The organism is Haloprofundus salilacus (assembly GCF_020150815.1).
Lineage (GTDB): Archaea > Halobacteriota > Halobacteria > Halobacteriales > Haloferacaceae > Haloprofundus > Haloprofundus salilacus.
Window position 1 is genome coordinate 2,516,378 of the sequence record NZ_CP083723.1, and the last position, 18,568, is coordinate 2,534,945.

At 65.5% G+C, this 18,568-nt stretch carries 18 protein-coding genes; 11 read left to right on the plus strand and 7 right to left on the minus strand.

From position 1 onward, the window contains the following. Nucleotides 1-16 precede the first annotated feature (16 nt). Nucleotides 17-1,750: a hypothetical protein gene (locus tag LAQ58_RS12985; RefSeq protein WP_224447872.1), complete on the minus strand. Its 1,734-nt coding sequence runs from the start codon at nucleotides 1,748-1,750 to the stop codon at nucleotides 17-19. Between the two features lie 215 nt (nucleotides 1,751-1,965). Here LAQ58_RS12985 and LAQ58_RS12990 point away from each other — a divergent pair, with 215 nt between their 5' ends. Next, entirely contained in the window at nucleotides 1,966-3,048 is a 1,083-nt protein-coding gene (locus LAQ58_RS12990) for a geranylgeranyl reductase family protein (protein ID WP_224447873.1), read from the plus strand. Between the two features lie 77 nt (nucleotides 3,049-3,125). Here the strand turns inward: LAQ58_RS12990 and ygfZ are convergent, their stop codons facing one another. Beyond that, nucleotides 3,126-4,226, minus strand: a complete 1,101-nt coding sequence (gene ygfZ, locus LAQ58_RS12995; RefSeq protein WP_224447874.1) for a CAF17-like 4Fe-4S cluster assembly/insertion protein YgfZ — start codon at nucleotides 4,224-4,226, stop codon at nucleotides 3,126-3,128. 164 nt (nucleotides 4,227-4,390) lie between these two features. Then, a complete protein-coding gene (locus LAQ58_RS13000; protein WP_224447875.1) occupies nucleotides 4,391-4,690 on the minus strand; it encodes a DUF6432 family protein in 300 nt (99 codons plus the stop codon). A 174-nt stretch (nucleotides 4,691-4,864) separates the two neighbouring features. On the opposite strand from LAQ58_RS13000, the gene LAQ58_RS13005 reads away from it, so the two are divergent. Together LAQ58_RS13005 and LAQ58_RS13010 are read left to right on the plus strand one after the other, a co-directional pair. Continuing rightward, entirely contained in the window at nucleotides 4,865-5,734 is an 870-nt protein-coding gene (locus LAQ58_RS13005; RefSeq protein WP_224447876.1) for a DUF7093 family protein, read from the plus strand. A gap of 127 nt (nucleotides 5,735-5,861) precedes the next feature. Next, nucleotides 5,862-6,245 (plus strand): DUF5611 family protein, encoded by a 384-nt coding sequence (locus tag LAQ58_RS13010; protein ID WP_224447877.1) that lies wholly within the window; start codon nucleotides 5,862-5,864, stop codon nucleotides 6,243-6,245. Between the two features lie 331 nt (nucleotides 6,246-6,576). On the opposite strand, the gene LAQ58_RS13015 is transcribed toward LAQ58_RS13010, so the two are convergent. Continuing rightward, the gene (locus LAQ58_RS13015; protein ID WP_224447878.1) at nucleotides 6,577-7,314 is read right to left on the minus strand and encodes an SDR family NAD(P)-dependent oxidoreductase; all 738 of its coding nucleotides are present in this window, start codon (nucleotides 7,312-7,314) and stop codon (nucleotides 6,577-6,579) included. A 166-nt stretch (nucleotides 7,315-7,480) separates the two neighbouring features. Between LAQ58_RS13015 and LAQ58_RS13020 the strand changes: the two genes are divergently transcribed. The 4 genes from LAQ58_RS13020 to LAQ58_RS13035 all read left to right on the plus strand — a co-directional run bounded on the left by LAQ58_RS13020 (nucleotide 7,481) and on the right by LAQ58_RS13035 (nucleotide 11,488). Next, nucleotides 7,481-7,936 carry a universal stress protein gene (locus tag LAQ58_RS13020; protein WP_224447879.1) on the plus strand — a complete coding sequence of 152 codons (456 nt, stop codon included), beginning with the start codon at nucleotides 7,481-7,483 and terminating at the stop codon, nucleotides 7,934-7,936. 87 nt (nucleotides 7,937-8,023) lie between these two features. After that, the gene (locus LAQ58_RS13025; protein WP_224447880.1) at nucleotides 8,024-8,716 is read left to right on the plus strand and encodes a TIGR00266 family protein; all 693 of its coding nucleotides are present in this window, start codon (nucleotides 8,024-8,026) and stop codon (nucleotides 8,714-8,716) included. Between the two features lie 136 nt (nucleotides 8,717-8,852). Further along, a complete protein-coding gene (locus LAQ58_RS13030; RefSeq protein WP_224447881.1) occupies nucleotides 8,853-9,821 on the plus strand; it encodes an ROK family protein in 969 nt (322 codons plus the stop codon). A 170-nt stretch (nucleotides 9,822-9,991) separates the two neighbouring features. Then, nucleotides 9,992-11,488, plus strand: coding sequence for an LVIVD repeat-containing protein (locus tag LAQ58_RS13035; protein WP_224447882.1), 1,497 nt, complete (start codon nucleotides 9,992-9,994; stop codon nucleotides 11,486-11,488). 46 nt (nucleotides 11,489-11,534) lie between these two features. Here LAQ58_RS13035 and LAQ58_RS13040 read toward each other — a convergent pair whose 3' ends face one another. Then, entirely contained in the window at nucleotides 11,535-12,614 is a 1,080-nt protein-coding gene (locus LAQ58_RS13040; protein ID WP_224447883.1) for a CNNM domain-containing protein, read from the minus strand. 131 nt (nucleotides 12,615-12,745) lie between these two features. On the opposite strand from LAQ58_RS13040, the gene LAQ58_RS13045 reads away from it, so the two are divergent. Continuing rightward, nucleotides 12,746-13,072: a NifU family protein gene (locus tag LAQ58_RS13045; protein WP_224447884.1), complete on the plus strand. Its 327-nt coding sequence runs from the start codon at nucleotides 12,746-12,748 to the stop codon at nucleotides 13,070-13,072. Between the two features lie 199 nt (nucleotides 13,073-13,271). On the opposite strand, the gene LAQ58_RS13050 is transcribed toward LAQ58_RS13045, so the two are convergent. Beyond that, nucleotides 13,272-14,666 (minus strand): ribonuclease FAU-1 family protein, encoded by a 1,395-nt coding sequence (locus LAQ58_RS13050; protein WP_224447885.1) that lies wholly within the window; start codon nucleotides 14,664-14,666, stop codon nucleotides 13,272-13,274. Continuing rightward, a complete protein-coding gene (locus LAQ58_RS13055; protein WP_224447886.1) occupies nucleotides 14,663-15,034 on the minus strand; it encodes a DUF7532 family protein in 372 nt (123 codons plus the stop codon). Before LAQ58_RS13055 ends, LAQ58_RS13050 begins: the two co-directional genes overlap by 4 nt. Nucleotides 15,035-15,153: 119 nt before the next feature. Here LAQ58_RS13055 and LAQ58_RS13060 point away from each other — a divergent pair, with 119 nt between their 5' ends. The 3 genes from LAQ58_RS13060 (at nucleotide 15,154) to LAQ58_RS13070 (ending at nucleotide 18,567) form a co-directional block, all read left to right on the plus strand. Further along, the gene (locus tag LAQ58_RS13060) at nucleotides 15,154-16,170 is read left to right on the plus strand and encodes a PrsW family intramembrane metalloprotease (RefSeq protein ID WP_224447887.1); all 1,017 of its coding nucleotides are present in this window, start codon (nucleotides 15,154-15,156) and stop codon (nucleotides 16,168-16,170) included. Between the two features lie 103 nt (nucleotides 16,171-16,273). Further along, nucleotides 16,274-16,450 (plus strand): HVO_0416 family zinc finger protein, encoded by a 177-nt coding sequence (locus LAQ58_RS13065; RefSeq protein WP_224447888.1) that lies wholly within the window; start codon nucleotides 16,274-16,276, stop codon nucleotides 16,448-16,450. Nucleotides 16,451-16,716: 266 nt separating this feature from the next. Beyond that, nucleotides 16,717-18,567 carry a UvrD-helicase domain-containing protein gene (locus tag LAQ58_RS13070; RefSeq protein WP_224447889.1) on the plus strand — a complete coding sequence of 617 codons (1,851 nt, stop codon included), beginning with the start codon at nucleotides 16,717-16,719 and terminating at the stop codon, nucleotides 18,565-18,567. Nucleotide 18,568 lies beyond the last annotated feature (1 nt).

Below are 18,568 nucleotides of genomic sequence, written 5' to 3' on the forward strand. Positions count from 1 at the left end.
TCTGCGTCGACGGTCGTCAGATACCGTCACCGGACGCCGGGTCGGCGCGGATGCTCTCGGCAACGTTCTCCGACGAGAAGGACACATCGGCGTCGGCTTCGGAGGCGGGCACGTCTTCGGAACTCGACGGCGCGGACGGGAAGGAGAGTCGCCGCTCCTCGTCGTCGGGGAAGACGATTTCGAGTCGTTGAGTCGCCCCGAGGAGGCGCGTGTTCGGCACGTCGTCACTCTCGTCGTCGAGCGTCCCGCAGGAGTACGTCCCGGGTTTATCGACGCCCGGGTAGTCGTCGCGCGTCTCGACGAGCAGCTTACCGAACACCCGGTCGAGATTCTCCTCGGCCAGAATCGATTCGAGGTCCGAGTAGCGGTCACCCATGAACGACTCCCGCATGTCGAAGAAGAGGACCAGGTCGTCGTGGCCGTCGCCGTTGGGGTCGTTTGGGTCGCAGGCCTCGTCGACGTTTCGGTAACGCGTTTCGACCGTCCCGACGTTCTCGCCGTTGGACGGGACGCCGACGTTCGGGATGCGATCGGTTCGAACTCCGACGAGCGCGTTCGCGGCGAAATCGACGCTCTCGACGCCGACGTTCGCGATGTATCGCGTCTCACCGGCGTCGAGGCGGAACTGCTCGGAGTCGGCGGCCCCGCTCTCAACGATGTAGGCGTTGACGAGCACGGAAAACGAGTTCGGGTTGTGGAGGACGAAGCCGCCGCACGTCCCGACCCCCCGGACCGATTTTAGGTCGGAGCAGGCGGGAACGTCGATTTCGACCGTCTCGTCGAGGGTAAACGGGTCGAAGGAGTCGTCGACGACGTGGACCGACTGGGAGTTGTCCGCGCGCTCCGCGCGGATACGGAGCGTCTGCCCGGAGAACGCCTCGTTCACCTCATCGACGCTTCCGCCGGAGATCTCGGTGATGCGGAACTCCTCACCCGTCTCCTCGACTGTCACCGTCGCGTCGACTGCGGGGTCGACACCGACGTTCGTGAAGACGAGGGTGTCGCACCCGTACGTCGAGACGGCGAGTCGCGGGTCGTCCCGTTCGTAGTTACAGTCGCCGACGACCAGCTCATCCGTCGGTCGGCCGTTCACCGGCACTTGCCCGAACGAGGCTTCGGCAGAGAGGCGGAGCGTCCGCGTCTCGTCCTCGGGAACGTCGAACTCGACTTCGAGAACCCCGTCGTCGAACTCGTTCATCGTTCCGAAATCTGGGAGCTCGTACGTTTCGGTCTCGCCGGTTTCGACGACTTCGACGGTGACGTCGACTTCGGTCTCGAGAAACGCGTTCGCGAGTAACAGCCGCTCACAGCGCGTCGACGCGTACACCGGTTCTGCGAAGATGAACTCCGAGGTCGGCAGTTCGTCGAGTCGGCCGACGGGTTGGGCGCCCTCCAGTCGAACCGAGTAGTCGCTCAGCGGATTTCCCTCGACGTCGTAACCGACGCCGAAGCGCGGCGTTCCCGAACACGTCTCGGAAATGTCGGTTATCACCTGCTCCGTTGGGTCGAACTCCTCGGTCCCGAACAACTGGACCTCGAGTAGTCCCGTTGCAGCGGGGTCGACGGTGTTCGCTTCGGCGCCGTCCGGTGGGGAACCGCCGGCGATGCCCGCGTTCGAGTAGACGTCGATTTCGGGACCCGTCTCCCAGGCGGTGGCGGTTCCGGAGTAGGCGGCGGTACCGACGAGCGCAGCGCCCGTCGCACGAAGGTAGGACCTGCGCGAGAGGCCGTCCGAGAGTGGTGGAGCCATAGACCGTACGTTTCAGTACGTCTGTATTGTAATGACCGTGATAAAAGTCGTAATGCGCCACTACCGCTTGCGGTGGGGAGAACGCGCTCTTCGACGGGATCGCTTCGGCCGCCTCCCGCGCGGCCGCTCCGAATCCGATCGATCTCTTCGAGAGTCGGCCGAACGTCGGCGGAACCGAGAAGGTATATACGCGTTCGACCGGTCACTCACGACCGATGTACGATTTCGTCGTGGTCGGCGTCGGTCCCGCCGGCGCGCGCTTCTCCCGACGCGCCACCGAGGCGGGGTACGACGTGCTCGCACTCGAAAAAGGGGAGGTCGGAACCCCGCTCGCGTGTTCGGGACACGTCAGCACCGACATCTGGGCGTACGTCCCCGACGCGGCGAAGGAGAAACTGTTCCAGAACCGCATCTACGGCGCGAACTTCCGCGTCGGCGGTCCAGACAGCGACGCGAACCCCTTCTACAAGGACGAGGAGATATCGAACGTCATCGACCGCGTGGAACTCGACCGGACGCTCGCCGAGGCCGCCCGCGACGCCGGGGCCGACGTGCGCGAGGGCCACACCGTCACCGACGTGAAAGAGCACGCCAACGGCGTCACCGTCACGGCCAGCGTCGGCGGCGAGCAGAAGGAGTTCGAGGCGAAGATGGTCGCCGGATGCGACGGTCCCGTCTCGAAGGTCCGGCGCGACGTCGGCCTGCCGGAACCGGGCGAGTTGCTTCACGGCGTGCTCGCGTTCGACGACGAACCGGACCACGGTGACTTCGTCGATGTCCACCTCACCGTCCCGCGCTTCTTCGCGTGGCGCATCCCCCGCGGCGAGGCGGGCGTCGAGTACGGACTCGCCGCGCCGCCAGGCAAAGAAGTCAGGGAGATGTTCGACGCGCTGACCGACACGTACGACGTGGAGACGGACCACTTCTGCTCGGGCGCAATACCCATCGGCCCGCCCGAGTCGGTCACCTCGCGGCGGGTGTTCCTCGTCGGCGACGCCGCCGCGCAGACGAAACCGTTCACCGGCGGCGGTATCCTCTACGGCATGACCGCCGCAGACCACGCGGCCCGCGAAATCGATCCCGACCGACCGCGGACGCTCGGCGTGTACGAGAACGCGTGGCGGGCGGACCTCTCGACGGAGATTCGACTCGGCCACTGGGTTCGGCGGGCGTACTCGCTGCCGGAACCCGTCCAGCGCGCGGGGTTACGGGCGCTCTCGGGGAAAATCGGCGTCCACATGGACCGGCCGTCGTCGCTGTTCTCGGCCGAGCAGTTGCGGGCGTTCTTCTCGTCGTAGTCAGGTGCGCTGCGTGGCTATCGCGCGTCGCCGCGCGGCGACGTGCGGCGGCACACGGTCGTCTCGGGCCGCCTCGGTTACTGCGTCAGCGCCTCGTACGTCGGTAACCGCCCCGAGCGGTCGCTCCCGTCGACGAACGGCAGGTCCGCGCGCGTCGCCGGGGTCGACTCGCCGTCGACGCGAACCGTGAGATCGGCGTTCTCGTCGAGGTCGAAATCCACGAGCGCCAGCGCGACAGGACGGTCGAGCGTTGGACTATCGACGGCGCGGGTCACTTCGCCGACCGAAGCGTCGCCGTCGAACACCGCTGCCCCGGAGTCGGGCAGTGCGTCCGGGAAGAGGCCGACGAGTCGCTGGCTCGGCCGGCCGCGGTTCTCGACCTTCGAGACGACCTCCTGTCCCACGAAGCAGCCCTTCGAGAAGTCCAGCGCGTTGCGGACGCCGAGAACGTTCGGCAGGCGGCCGTCGAGTTCGGTGTCGAACAGCGGCGTTCCGGCCTCCGCAGTCAGCGTCTCCCACGTTCGGTAGCCGAACGGGACGGCGTTCAGTCCGTGGACGAGCAGCGTCGCGAACACGTCCGGGGCGTCGGCAGCGGCGCAGACGACCTCGTACCCCTCCTCGCCGGTCGGCGCGTCGGCGGCGACGACGGTCACTCCGGCGTCGCCCATCGATCCCCGGACGAACGAGAGATGCGGTTCCGGCGCGCCCGCGCCGTTGAGCACGGAGGCAACTTTCTCGGTGGACTGCGCGCCGTGGACGCCGAAGACGCCGAAGTCGGCCGAGGCGTCTCGAATCTCGACGTCCTGGATGAACACTTTCTCCCGCCAGTCGGCGACGAGCGACTCCGTAACCTGCGGCGGGACGAAGAGTAGCAGTCGTTCGCCGGCGTTGTAAACGTACATATCGGCCTCGATTCGGCCCTGCGGGTCCAACAGGAGCGCGTAGGTCCCCTCGCCGTCCTCGCGGGGGACGCGGTTCGAGACGACGTTGTCGACGTAGTCGATTCGGTCGTCGCCCTCGACGACGACGACGCCGTAGCCCATCTCGACGACGCCGACGCCGTTTCTCACCGCTTTGTGCGTGCGCTCGGGGCGACCGTAGTGGGCGACGACCCGGCGGTCGTCGCGCGCCTCGTAGGTCGCGCCGTGGTCGTCGTGGAGGTCTCCGACGAGAGTCATCGCCAAGAGGTAGGTCGGCGGGCCGTAAAAACGGTGTCCACCCGACCGCAGCATCCGGGTGGTTTTAGCGTTCAAGTCGGTTCTGCGTCCGATCGTTCTGTATCCAATCGTTCTGCGTCCGGTCGATTCACGGTCTGATCAGTTCACTCTCCGGTTCAGCCGATTCAGAGTCCGAGTCGGTCCCGAACCGCATCGAGGAGGCTTCGGTCGTTTTCGACGGCTTCCTCCGGGTCCGGAATGACACGGTCGGCGGGCATGATGAGAACACGCTCTTCCTGTCGGTCGACCGTGATGAGGCTGTCCTCCTTCAGGTCCGCGAGCGCGCTCTCCAGCGTGTCGATATCCGCGTCGACAGCCGCTCGCAGTTCCAGAACCGTCATCCCCTCGTCGGCCCGGTCGACGAGCGCGTCGAGTATCGCGACGTCCACGTCGCCTCTGTTGCGATACTCCCGCTTGGCTCTCATACCCTATGCATTCACCCCAACGGGTTTACTCTTACCGGCGAATCGTCGTGACTGTCATCACGGGTTCGTGATCGGTCGACCTTCTCCGGGCGCCGAGAGCACGCGCCGCAACGTCGGCCGCGCGTCAGACGCCGAGGGGGTAGTTTTTAGTTATGGAGGTCGGAACTCCCGCCAATGGGACTCAGGTGTCTGCTCGGGCACGACTTCGGGGAGCCGGAACTGGAGCGCGAGCGGGAGGAGAACGGCGAAGAGAGGGTCGTCACCGTCCGCGAGGTGAAGACTTGCGAGCGCTGCGGCGAGACGCGAGTCGTCAGCGAGAACAAGGAAGTCACGGCCGTACCGGAAACCAACGCCGACGAGGTCGACGCCGCGTCGTCGGAATTCGCTTCCGAAGCGGAGATACGCGGCGACACCATCGAAGAGCAGTTCGACGAGGACGACGACTTCGAACCGCCGCAGAACGCCGAGGAGGACGACGGCATCATCCTCGACGACGAAAGCGGCGACTCCGAACCGGAGGCCGAACGTCAACCGGGTGAGTGGCCCGAGGCGAACGTCGGCGACGGCAGAGACGACCTGATGCCGACCGTCGAAGAAGTCGAAGGCGTCGACTCGGATGCCGACGCCGACGGCGTCGACACCGACGAGACGGAGTCGGTCGACGCCGAACCGACGCCGTGGCCGGAGGTCGACGGCGACGACGAGGGGTTCGACGCCGAACCGTCCGACGGGTCGCCGTCGGACGTGACGTTCGGCGGTCTCGCGCCGGAACGAAACGACAACGACTACCAGAGCCACGAGGGGTACGACGCCGAGTTCATCGCAAACGGCGACGAGCAACTCAACGGCGCGAGCGACACCGCCGACGGGTTCACGCGCGCCGAGACCGCCTCGGTCGAACTGGAGACCGAGAGCCAGGGCGTCCCGACGGAGTACGTCTGTCCCGAGTGTGGCCTCGCCAGACCGTCGGACGGCAGTTCGCTCCGCGCGGGCGACATCTGTCCGGACTGTCGTCGCGGCTACATCGCCGAACGCGAGCGGTAGTCGGAGCTTGTTTTCCAGCGGGTGGAGGGAGCGAGGAGCGCAACAACCCACCCATCAGCGTCTGACACGGGTATATAGGGCAGGCGCGGACGAAACAAGTAAACCATACCCTCGCAAACGGTGGCGCATGAAGCAGTACAAGATGCGACGCGGCGAGACGCTCGAGGAGAACGCGCCGGACCTCAAAGCGACCATCGAACGCTACTTCGGTCCAGTCACCGGGACGGAAGAACACGACGGTCACGAACTGTACGTCGTCGAGGAACCGGACAACCCCGTCTTCGAGCGCATCGTCGCGGGTGCGGCGACGTTCAGCGGCAAGAAGGACCAGCTCGCCGTCCACTTCGAAGAACGCGATGCCGCCGAAGTCATCGCCGAGGGCAACGCCGACGCCGCACAGGACGCCGTCAGCGCCAAGAACGACTTCCTCCAGGAAGTGACGGGTCGGGACGCAAAGTCGCGCCGCGAGTCGATGAAGCGCGCCGTCGAGGACGACACACCTGACGTATAACGGCCTTATACTCTGCGCTCGGCCGCTTCGCGGCTTCGCTCGGTAAAAGCTCGGCCAAAAGCACAGCGTCACCCCCTCAGGCGCTAACGCGCCTTCGAGGGTTCCTCGGCCCACTCGCTCGGGCTATCGCCCTCGGTCGTGGTGAAATCTGCTGGCGGCGACCCTCTACAACCGGTCGTCGCTATCTGTTGCGCCGCGAGCGAGCGAAGCGGACGAGCGGGCTGAGGAGCGAACGGAAGCCGCGAAGCGGCTAAAGTGAGCGACGAATGCTTTTGGTCCAGCTTTTGCCGAGGGCTGCCGAAGGCAGCCCGCAGCGCAACAGGTGGGGGTTCTAGAGCTTCTCGGGCAACCACCCGCCGTCGACTTCGACGTTCTCGCCGCTGATGTAGCCGCTGTCCTCGTCGAGGAAGAACAGCATCGCCTGCCGCATATCGTCGAAGGAGGCCGGGCGGCCGCGCGGCAACTCGTCGGGGAACTCGTCGGAGTTCTCGACGACGTACGGCGAGATGGCGTTGACGGTGACCCCGTCGTCCTGCGTGTCGGCGGCGAGCATCCGCGTGAACATCAGCACCCCAGTTTTGGCGACGAAGTACGGGAAGTTCTTCGGATAGACGAGCGCCTTCTCGCTGCCCGCGTAGCCGACGTTGACGATTCGACCCCATCCCTCGTGGCGCATCGCCGGAAGCGCGCGCTTCGAGCAGAGATACGTTCCGTAGAAGTTCGTCTCGACGACGCGCTGCCAGGTATCGAACTCGATCTCCTCCCAGTGGCTCGGCGCGAAGTCGCCGACGTTGTTGACGAGCACGTCGACCCGTCCGAGCGCCGATTCGACGCCGGCGAACAAGTCGTCGACGGCGCTGGGGTCGGTCACGTCGCCCTGCACCGTCGTCGCTGACGCGCCGCGGTTCTCGGCCGCTGCAGACACGTCCTCGGCTTCCTCGACGCTCGAGTGGTAGTGGACCGCGACGTCCGCGCCGCAGTCGGCCGCCGACAGCAGCAGTTCGCGGCCGATTCCTTTCGCGCTACCGGTGATGAGGACGGTGCGACCCGAGAGATCCGGAGAGAGCATGTGCGAACGTCGACTGCCGCGAGGAAAAATGTACACGGCGGGGAAACCTACATGTCCCACGAGAACGATTGCCATCGCGGAGCCACAGCAGGGCTGACCAAATGTTAATTCGTTATTGAGTAAATTCTTCGCCACGTTTAAGTGCCGAACGCGATTACGGGTAGCTATGGCAGTAGACACGATTCTGTTGGCAGTCGGTGCTGGAGACGCCGAACGCATCGACCGACTTGGAGAGGTCGCCGTCGACATCGCCGGGCCCGCGGGTGCTACGGTCGTCCTCGGGCACGTGTTCACGCGCGACGAGTACGACGACACGCTCGACAAACTCGAGTTCGACCGGACCGCCGAAGAAGTCTCGCCCGACGACGTGGCAGGGCGGCACGCGACGATACGCGACCTCACGAAGATGCTCGACGAGGCCGGCGTCGACTACAAGATTCGCGGCGCGGTGGGAAAACACGGGACGAGTATCGTCGACCTGGCGACGGGCGTCGGCGCCGACCAGATAATCGTCGGCGGTCGCCAGCGCTCGCCGACGGGGAAAGCCGTCTTCGGCAGTACGGCACAGGAGGTCATGCTGTCGGCGCCGTGTCCGGTAACGTTCGTCCGGTCGGACGACTGACCGCCTGAGGACGCTCAGACGTCGACGAACCGAGTGGAGCGAGAGACGGGGCGAACAGTCATTTCACTTCGTGTGGCTCTCACCCACATGGAACACGAAATCGAGTTCGGACCGTCCTTTTCGTTGCTGACGCTCTCGCTGGAGAGCGGCGAAACGATTCGAACCGAGGCGGGGTCGATGGTCAGCTACGACGACGGAATCGACGTCGAGACGGGCGCGGACGGCGGTCTCTTCGGGTCGCTCAAGCGGAGTCTGCTCGGCGGGGAGAGCTTCTTTCAGAACACGTTCACCGCCCGCGAGGCCGGAGAGCTGACGCTCGCGCCGCCGCTTCCGGGCGACATCGTCGACTACCGTCTGGAGGGCGAGACGCTGTTCGTGCAGTCGGGATCGTATCTCGCCTCGGGGAGGGACGTCGAACTCGACACGCAGTTCGGCGGCGGGCGGTCGTTCTTCGGCGGTGAGGGACTGTTCCTGCTCCGCCTCGACGGCACCGGACCGGCGTTTCTCTCCAGTTACGGCGCGATTCGGGAGACGGAACTGGCGGACGGAGAGACGTACACAGTCGACACGGGCCACGTGGTCGCGTTCGAGTCGTCGGCGACGTTCGACGTGCGCGCAATCGGCGGCCTCCGCTCCACGCTGTTCAGCGGCGAGGGGCTGGTCTGCGAGTTCGAAGGACCCGGTCGGGTGTGGACGCAGACACGCAGTCCGGACGCGCTGCTCACGTGGCTAATTCCGAAACTGCCGACGAACAACACGAACACAGGAAGTAGTAACTAAACTCCGAGTACATTGTTATTCGCTAGCGCAATACGTACGGTAGGCGCCCCCTACGGACAGATTAGCCGACATGATAACCGGAATCTGACGTATCGAATCTGTGCAGTTAAGTGGCGGGAAGGTGGTTGTGGATACAATGGCCTACTACGTGGGCGTCGACCTCGGCGCGACGAACGTCCGAGCGGTCGTCGCCGACGACGACGGAACCATCATCGGAAACACGAAACACGGGACGCCGCGCGGCCCGACCGGTATCGCTGTCACCGAGGAGGTGCTGAACGTCGTTCGCGAGGCCTGCAGCGAGGCGGGCGTCGATCCGACGGACGCCGTCGCCGCGGGTATCGGTTCTATTGGGCCGCTGGACCTCGCCGAGGGCGCGATAGAGCAACCGGCGAACCTCCCCAACACCATCGACCGCATCCCGCTCACCGGTCCGCTGTCGAAACTACTGGAGACTGACGAGATCCACCTCCACAACGACACGAACGCGGGCGTCATCGGCGAGCGGTTCTACTCCGACCGCAACCCCGACGACATGGTGTATCTCACCATCTCCTCGGGTATCGGCGCGGGCGTCTGCGTCGACGGCGAGGTGCTCAGCGGGTGGGACGGCAACGCGGGCGAAGTCGGCCACATGACCATCGACCCGCACGGTTTCCGCACCTGTGGTTGCGGACACGACGGTCACTGGGAGGCGTACTGTTCGGGGAACAACATCCCGCGCTACGCCGAGGAACTCCACGCGGAGGACCCCGTCGACACCGTCCTTCCCGTCGAAGATCCCGACTTCTCCGCTATCGACGTGTTCGAACACGCCGGCGAGGACGAGTTCGCCGACTACGTCATCGACCAGGTCGGCCACTGGAACGCGATGGGCGTCGCCAACACCATCCACGCGTTCGCGCCGCTTATCGTCTTCATCGGCGGCGCGGTGGCGCTGAACAACCCCGACGCGATTCTCGAACCCATCCGCCGGAAGATGGACGAGATGGTGTTTATCAACGTCCCCGACATCCAACTGACGACGCTCGGCGACGACGTCGTCGTCCGTGGCGCGCTCGCCAGCGCGATGACCGGCGGGACGGGCGACCGGACTCGTATGTAGGGCGAGTCCCTTCGTCCGTCGCGGCGTAGGGGGGACGGGCGACCGGACTCGTATGTAGGGCGAGTCCCTTCGTCCGTCGCGGCGTAGGGGGGACGGGCGACCGGGTGCGGCTGTAACCCCCCCGAGCTATCAGTCGCGCTGTTTATTCACCTGCGCGCCGAGAACCACCCATGCGCAGACGTGACGTACTGCGCGGGAGTGCCGCCGCGCTCGGACTGTCGACAGCGGTGCCCCTGACGACCAGCCGAGTCGCCGCCCACCCGGGACCGTACCGACCGTACGGGTTCGTCGACGTAGCGGGGGCGAAGGAAGCCGTCGTCGCCGACGACGAACGGGCCGTGTTCGTCGCTGCGAGTAGCGGCTACGCCGTCGTCGACGTGTCGGTCGCCGACCGGCCCGAAGTGGTCGCCGAACGGCGGCAACTCCTCTCGGAACAGGAGAACGGTCCGCTGCGCCAGATATACGACGTGAAGCTCAACGACGCCGGTGAGCGACTGCTCGTCGTCGGTCCCGCCAACGGCGTTCCGGGTGCGCTCTCGGGAATGCTCGTCGAGGACGTGTCGGACCCGCAGAATCCGGAGACGCTGGCGTTCTTCGAGACCGACTACCCAATTCACAACTGCTATCTCGACGGCAGCTACGCCTACCTGTCGGGTAACGAGTACGACCGAAACCCGCTCGTCGTCGTCGACCTGCGACGCGACGACCCCGAGGAGGTCGCCCGCTGGTCGCTACTGGACGAAGACCCCGCGTGGGGCGACCTCGCGGCGGGCCGCCGAACCGTTCACGACGTGTGGGTGCAGGACGACGTCGCCTACCTCGCCCACTGGGACGCCGGGACGTGGATGCTCGACGTTTCGGACCCGACGGACCCGCAAACGATCGGCCGCCTCGGCAGTCCCTCGCCGTCGGAACTCGTCGCCTCCGACGGCCAGACGCCCCGGCGAGAGTCGGCCCTTCCGCCGGGCAACGACCACTACGTGGCGACGAACGAGGAGGGGACGCTGCTCGGTGTCGGCAAGGAGTCGTGGGCCGTGCGCGCGAGCAACGGCGAACTGGTCGGCGGTCCGAGCGGCGTCGAACTGTGGGACGTCTCCGACCGAACGGCCCCCCGAAAGCTGTCGACCATCGAACCGCCGCCGACCCCGGACCCGACGTACGGCGGCGTCTGGACCACCTCACACAACTTCGAGCTTCGGAACGGGCGACTGTACACTTCGTGGTATCAGGGCGGCGTCAAGCGCCACGACGTCTCCGACCCGTCGAACCCGCAGGAACTCGCGTGGTGGCGCGACCCCACCAAGGCGAGTTTCTGGACCGCCCGCCTCGCCGTGCCCGGTGAGACGTTCGTCGCCAGTAGCATGGGAACCGACGACGCCCCGGGGCGACTGTACGTCTTCCCCGACCACGCGGGCCAGCAGACGAACCCGCCGTCGCTCGAGTCCGAGGGCGAGAGCGAGGCGGACGTGCTGACGCCGACGGCGGCACCCGATTCGGGAGACGGCGGTACCGCCTCTGCGACGGAGACGAGCGGCACCGGCGGCGACGCCGACGATTCGTCAGCCATCGTCGTACCCGGTTTCGGCGTCGGGAGCGCAGTGACGGCGCTCGGCGTCGGCGCGTGGTGGTCGAAACGGCGACGAGAGCGGTGCGAACGAAGCGACTGACCGACCGACTACGAGAAACGAGAAATCGGCGGGAACGCGAGGGCGATCAGTCGGCGGCCGTCACGTCGGTGTCGGCTTTTTTGTCGGTCGGGTCGCGCATCTCGCCCATCACCTCTTCGAGGGCGTCGGTCGCGGTGAGAAGCCCGACGACCTCGCCGTCGTCTTCGACGAGCGCGAGTTCCTGTGCCTCCTCCTGAAATCGGTCGATCGCCTCGCTCACCGTCGTCTCCGCGTCGAGCGTCAACGACGGCGCAGCGATATCCTCGAACGTCATCTCCCCGGAGGAGAGATCGTCGTAGGCGTTGACCACCGTCGGCGCGTAGACGATACCGCGGAAGTCCGACAGCGAGTCGCCGACGAGCGGGAACCGCGTGTGCGGGTTCGCCTCGACGACTGCCAGGTTCTCCTCGACGGAATGCTCCGTCGACAGCACCGCCACGTCGTCACTGTCAACCATCACCTCCGAAATCGACTGTTCGCCGACTTCGAGCGCGTTCATCACTTCGTCACGGCGCTCCTCGGAGAGGTCTCCCGCTTCGAGAATCGACGCCATCTGTCGGCGGAGGTCGGCGCGGTTCTCGACGCTGTCCTCCTCGGCTTCGGTCCACGAGCGGGTGAGTTCGACGCCGAACAGCCGGAGCGTCCACTTGGCGACGCCGTCGCCGAGTTTGATGATCGGGTAGATGGACATCGCGAAGTAGTACAGCGGCGTCGCGCCGTACTTGCAGACCCACTTGCTCCGCTCGACACCGAGATACGTCGGCGTCTGCTCGCCGTGGGTGAGGTGGACGAGGTTGATGATAAGGAACGCGAGAATCGCGCCCGTCCCTATCGACGCGAAGAACGTCCCTTCCAGCACCGGTTCGAAGATGGCCGCCAGCGCCGGTTCGGCGACGATACCGACGGCGATACTCGACGCCGTGATACCGACCTGACAGCTCGTAAGATAGATTTCGAGGCGGTCGGTCATCTCCCACGCTCGTTCGAGCGCCTTCGAACCTTGGAACTCGGACTCGGGGAACTGCCGGACTCGCGTGAGCGCGAACTCTATCGCGACGAAGAAGCCGTTCGCCAGAATGAGCAGGAGTCCGGCAAGTAACCGGAGTGCGACAACAGGAGCTTCCATGTACCCGTACTGTTCGTGGTACAGGGACAAAACAGGCGGGGACGGTACGCGGGCGGTAACGACGCTCGCATCGCACCGTACGCTCGCCGCGAACCACAACATACGCATAGCTGGGGACCCAAGTGTCGTCAATGAGCGACGACACTCTCAAGGAGCAAATCGAGAACTGGATGGTCGGCCAGATGCCCATCATCCAAATGCACGGCGGGACGAGCGTCGTGCGCGAGGCAAACTCGGAGACCGGCGAAGTCGTCGTCGAACTCGGCGGCACCTGTTCCGGGTGCGGCATCAGCAACGTCACCGCGACCAACATCAAAGCCGACCTCATCCGCGACTTCGAGGACGTCCGCGACGTGACGGTTAAGGTCCCGAGCACCGGCGACCAGGGCAGCAGCACAGTCGAAGGCGGTCGCGGCGGGGAACTGCAGTTCTCCAACGAGTCCGCCGAGCACTTCTGAAACGACCGGAGCACCCGCCGCTCACAGCGCCCATCCGTCGCCGGACCGTCCGCTCTCCGCCTTTTTGAACAATAACGTGACCAACCGACCGTATGCGCTGACCGCCACGCGAAAACGGAGCACCGCTTCGTATCCGGAAACGTTCCGCCCGAGGACGCTTCATCCCTCGACGCTCCGTCTGTTCGCCAGTTTTCATTTTTCAGAGCGCCCGCTCCAACGAGGAGGCGACCTGGCGCGTTTTCTCGGCCAGTTCCTCGGAGACGTGGCCCGCTTCGACCGCCGCGTCAAGTTCGTCGTCGTCGACGCGCTCGACGCGTCCGTTCGGATGCTTCACTACGTCGACGTGCAGGTCGACGTAGCGAATCTCGTCGGGGAAACACTCGACCGGCGTGCAGACGTTGACGTACGTCCCTTTCCGCTCGCCGTCGGCACCCCGGTAGACCGTCGGATACCACCAGCGGCCCTCGCGGAACTTCGTGAGCGCCGTGTCGCCCGCCTCGCGACGCGTCCCGAGCGCGTCGTACCGACCGCCGCCGGAGATCGTCCGTTCGACCGCGACCGTGCCTTCGTCGTCGCGCTCGACGACTTCGCCCGAGCCGAGGGTGATGAGCCGACCATCCGGTTTGCCGTGGCCGATGCTGACGGAGTCGCCTTCGACGGGGCCGAACTGGTCGGCGACGACGCCGAACGGGAACTCTCCTTCCCGGAACTCGCAGAGCGCTTCCGCAAGGTCGACGCCCGCGCTCGCCGCATTAGCGGCGGCTTTCGTCCGGTGGTGGCCGGGCATCGTCGTCGACACCTTGCGGCGCAGGTCGTCAAGCGCGAAGCGCGACTCGCGGCCGAACCACACCCACGCCCCGGCGACGGGAGCGACGACGCCGGGGTCGCCGATTGGGTCGTCGAGCGTCGCGTCCAGCGCCCGAGCGCGCTTGCTCGCGCCGTCGAGCGCCTCGTGCAGCGCGGTCATGTCCGCCTCCGTCGCGCTGTGTCTCCAGCGGATGCCCCACCCCTCGGGGACGTCAGGGTCCAGCAGATCCGTCATCCCGGCGAGTTCCCGACCGGCCGCGTCGTCGTGCGTCGCCACCGTCGTCCCCTCCTGACCGGGGACGAGCGTCACGAGACCGTCGTGTGCGCGGAGTTCGGTGTCCAAGCGCGGTCGGTCGTCGTCCCACGGCGGCGTCGACGATGTCACTTGCACGCGGACCGTGTCGCCGTTTTCGACGCGGTCGTCGGCGTTGCGATACGGCAGGTAGCCGTCCGTCTCGCCGAGGTCGACGACGGCGCCGCCGCCGAGCGTGTCGGTCACCCGTCCGTCGAACACCGCCCCCTCGGGCGCAGGGTCGGTCCACGCGAAAGCGTCGACGGCGACCGCTCGGAGTCGGGCGCAGGCGCGTTCGACGGCCGCCTCGTCGCCGGAGACGCCGACGCCCTGACGGTCGTCGGTGGTCGCGACGGCCACGTCGTGCGTCTCGGCTTCGAAATCGGCGTCGAAGCGCCGCTGGATGGGCGGCGACGCCTGCACTACGTCGTCGCCCGCGTCGAGAAAGAGGCGGGTCAACGCTGTCGTGTAGATACCGCGAACGCGGACGTTCATAGCGCGTCGGCGTCGCGGGCGAACCGCACTCGGTCGTGGACCGTGGGACCGAACGTCAGTTCGACGACCTCCTCGGAGAGGACGCGACCGCCTTCGATGGGGACGCCCCACGAGTCGAACTGGAGGTAGCCGCGCATGCTCGCGCCGTGGGTGTAGAGATCCACGTGGTCGACGATGTGCTGCTGAATCTCGTCGCTGCTGTGGGCCAGTTCCATGTCGGAGTAGATTGTCTCGCTGTCGAAGAACGTCGCCAGCGCGTCGGCGTCCGCCGCGACCGCCTCCGCAACGAGGTCCGACGCCTCCCGAATCTGCTCGCCGTCGAGACCGACCTCCCGGAGCGCCGCCTGCGTGCGCGAGTCGAAGTGCATACCGGACGTTTGGCGGGAGGGGTTTTCAGCGTATCTCGTTGGCGGCCCAGTCCAGTGAAAAAGTCACGACCGATGCGAAGAGGCCCAAGAGATTAGATGGTTCCGAGAGATATACCGCTATGACGAACGAACGGGACCCGATCGAACAAGCGTCGGCAGGGTCGCTCGATCTGTACGACGTGTCGACGTGGGAGGAACGGAGCTCCCTCGACGGCTTGTCGGTTTTCCTCTGGAAACTGATGACGGCGGTGTTCCGCTTCGTCATCGTCCTCGTCGCGTTGTTGTTGCTCATCGCCATCGGCGGACTCACGATGATCTCGACCCCCGAAGTGGGGATGCTCACGGTGCTGTCGGTGATTCCCGCGCTCGGACTGGCGGGCTACGTGTACTACTCGGACGTGACCAGCAGCGAACCGCTGTCGCTGCTCATCGCGACGTTTCTGCTCGGCGTCCTCACGGCGAACTTCGCGGCGCTCCTCAACAGCGCCTTCCAGCAGTACTTCCAGATTATCCCTGTTCTCGGGATGGTGTTCTTCTACTACATAATCGTCGGTCCGGTCGAGGAGACTGTGAAACTGCTCGCGGTCCGCCTGTACGCCTACCGAAGCGACCGATTCGACGCCGTCATCGACGGCGCGGTGTACGGCGCGATGGCCGGTCTCGGCTTCGCGACCATCGAGAACGCGCTGTACATCACGCAGGGAGTCGAACTCACCCGGTTGGATTTCGGACTCGAACTCATCGGCGTCGGCGGCGAGATAACGGCGGTTCGAGCGCTCGCCGGACCCGGGCACGTCATCTACTCGGCGTTCGCGGGCTACTATCTAGGTCTCGCGAAGTTTAACCGTGAGAACAGCGGTCCCATCGTCATCAAAGGATTGCTCATCGCGGCGTTCATCCACGCGACGTACAACACCACCGTCGGTCTCGGGTCGGGCCTCATCTGGCTCGCTCTACAGACGGTGGTGCCGTTCAGCGTTCCACAGCTCGTCGCCTACCTCTGCTACGTCATCCTCTACGACGGCTTCTTCGGCTACCTGCTTTACCGGAAGATCAAACGCTACCGCAACACCTACTGGGCGGTTCACGACGACAAAACCGTCCGCGACGAGAGCGTCCTCGAGGAGTCGACGTAATCGGCGCTATCGGGGTGACACAGCCCATCTTCCGCCCGAAGTCGCCAGTTCCGTCGGACGTGGCCCAAAAGAATATGTACTGTCATGACATAGCACGACCCGTATGGCATCCGCACCCAGCGACGACCTGTTCGACCAGTTTTTGGCTGACCGTGGTCACGAGACGGAACCGCAGCGCTGGGATCGATCCTATAACAAGAAACAGTGTCCCGACTGCGGGGCGCTACACGACGACGACGCGATAACGTGTACCGTCTGCGGGTGGGACCCGTACGCCTAAGTTCGTTCCCTCTCGTTTTTCGTGGGATGTCGACTCCCGCCAGCGTGCAGAGCGGAGCGGTCGTCGCGTTTTCGTCACCGCGACGAACGCCAACCGAGCGGCGGACGACACGGAGACCTTCGCGAGCGCATCGGACCCCCGTTCGGTTCGAGTTCGACGCGCCGAGCGTCGCGTCCGAGGTGCGCGTCTTCTCTCTCCGCTGAGCGCGTTCACGCCGCCGAAACAAGCCACGTGGTTTATCACACCGTAGGGCGTGAACCGGGATAATGGCTGAGACAGACCCCACCGTCACTCGACTTTTCGGTGGTCCGGGTAGCGGAAAGACGACTGCCCTCCTCAATCGCGTCGAGGAGTTGCTCGAAGAGGACGACGTGGAGTTCAGGGACATCCTCGTCGTCTCGTACACGCGAGCGGCGGCACAAGAGGTCAGAGAGCGTCTCGCGGAGCGGCTCGACGTCTCTCCCCGCGCGCTCCAAGGCAACGTCTGCACGATGCACGCGAAGGCGTACGAACTGCTCAACCTCTCGCGCGGCGACGTCGTCGGCGAGAAGAACAAAAAGGAGTTCTGCGAGGAGTTCGGTCTCGAGTACGAGGACGAGTACGGCGGCAAAGGGCGTCGAACAGCCCGCTCGACGACCATCGGCAACAAGGTCATCGCGACGAGCCAGTGGCTCCAGCGGACTCAGCGCGAGGTCGCCGACTGGTACGACGTGCCGTTCCAGTGGAACGTCGAGAAAGTCCGCCTCCCACCCGAGATCGACCCTAACGCACAGGAAGGGAACAAGTACACCCCGACGTGGCCGTCCTCGGACGACCGCGTCGACATCCCCGAGGCGATCCGCGGGTGGCGCAACTACAAGGGGCAGAACGGACTCGTCGGCTTCGCCGACATGCTCGAACGGGTCAAACAGCGCTCGCTGCTGCCGAGCGTCGACTACCTCGTCATCGACGAGTTCCAGGACATCACGACGCTGCAGTACGAGGTGTACGAGGAGTGGAAACCGCACATGAAGCGCGTGCTCATCGCGGGCGACGACGACCAGGTCGTCTATGCGTGGCAGGGCGCGGACCCCAATCTCCTCTTGGATGCCGAACGCGACGAGGACGAGGTGCTGCCGAACTCCTACCGCCTCCCCTCGCGCATCCTCAACGTCGTCAACCGGGAAATTCGCCACATCGACAAGCGCCAGGAGAAGGACCTCAAACCCAGAAAGGAGGGCGGCGTCGTCGAAGCCGTCGAGAGTCCGTCGATGCTCAACCTCGTCCGCAACGTCCGCTACACTGTCCAGCAGGACGACGGCGACATCATGCTGCTGTTCCGGGCGCGCTACCAGATGTTCCAGTTCATCGACGACTTCATCAAGGAGGGTATCCCGTTCAGCGTGCTCACCGACCAGCGGATGTGGACCGACCGCCTCACCCAGTACGTCCGCGCCGTCGAGCGAATCGAGAACGAGGAGCCGATCACCGGCCTGCAGGCGCGCCGCCTCGCCGACATGCTCCAGGAGTCGGCGTTCGGGTCGAACGACCGCGACGACCTCTACGACCTCATCGACGACTACGAGGAGGAAGCCGACGTCGACGACCTCGCCGAAATCGAGATTCCGCTCGACGAGGTGAAGAACTTCGCGCCGTTCCTCCCCGACTCGACCTCCGCCAGCGACATGGTTCGGAAGGTGACGAGTTTCCAGCGGAAGTCCATCGACGCGTACTTCGGCGGGAAGTACGAGGGGATGGACCCCAACCGCGTCCGCATTGGCACCATCCACTCCGCGAAGGGTCGCGAGGCCGACCACGTGTTCGTCGCCACCGACCTCACCGAGAAGGTGGTCGAGCAGATGGCCGCCACCGTCGAACAGCAGAGCATCGAAGTCGAGGGCGTCGAGGAGTTCACGAAGACGACGAGTCCCGTCCCGGTGCTGACGAACAACGAGCGCCGCGTGTTCTACGTCGGGATGAGCCGTGCGCGCGAGCGCCTCGTGCTCCTCGAAAACCTCGTCGACGGTGCGCCGACGCTCCCCATCAGCGTCCTCCTACACAACGAGATTCGCGACGAACCAGCCGAGGAGCTGCTGGAAAAGGCCCAGGAGCCGCCGGCGCCGGAACCCGAACCGTAGG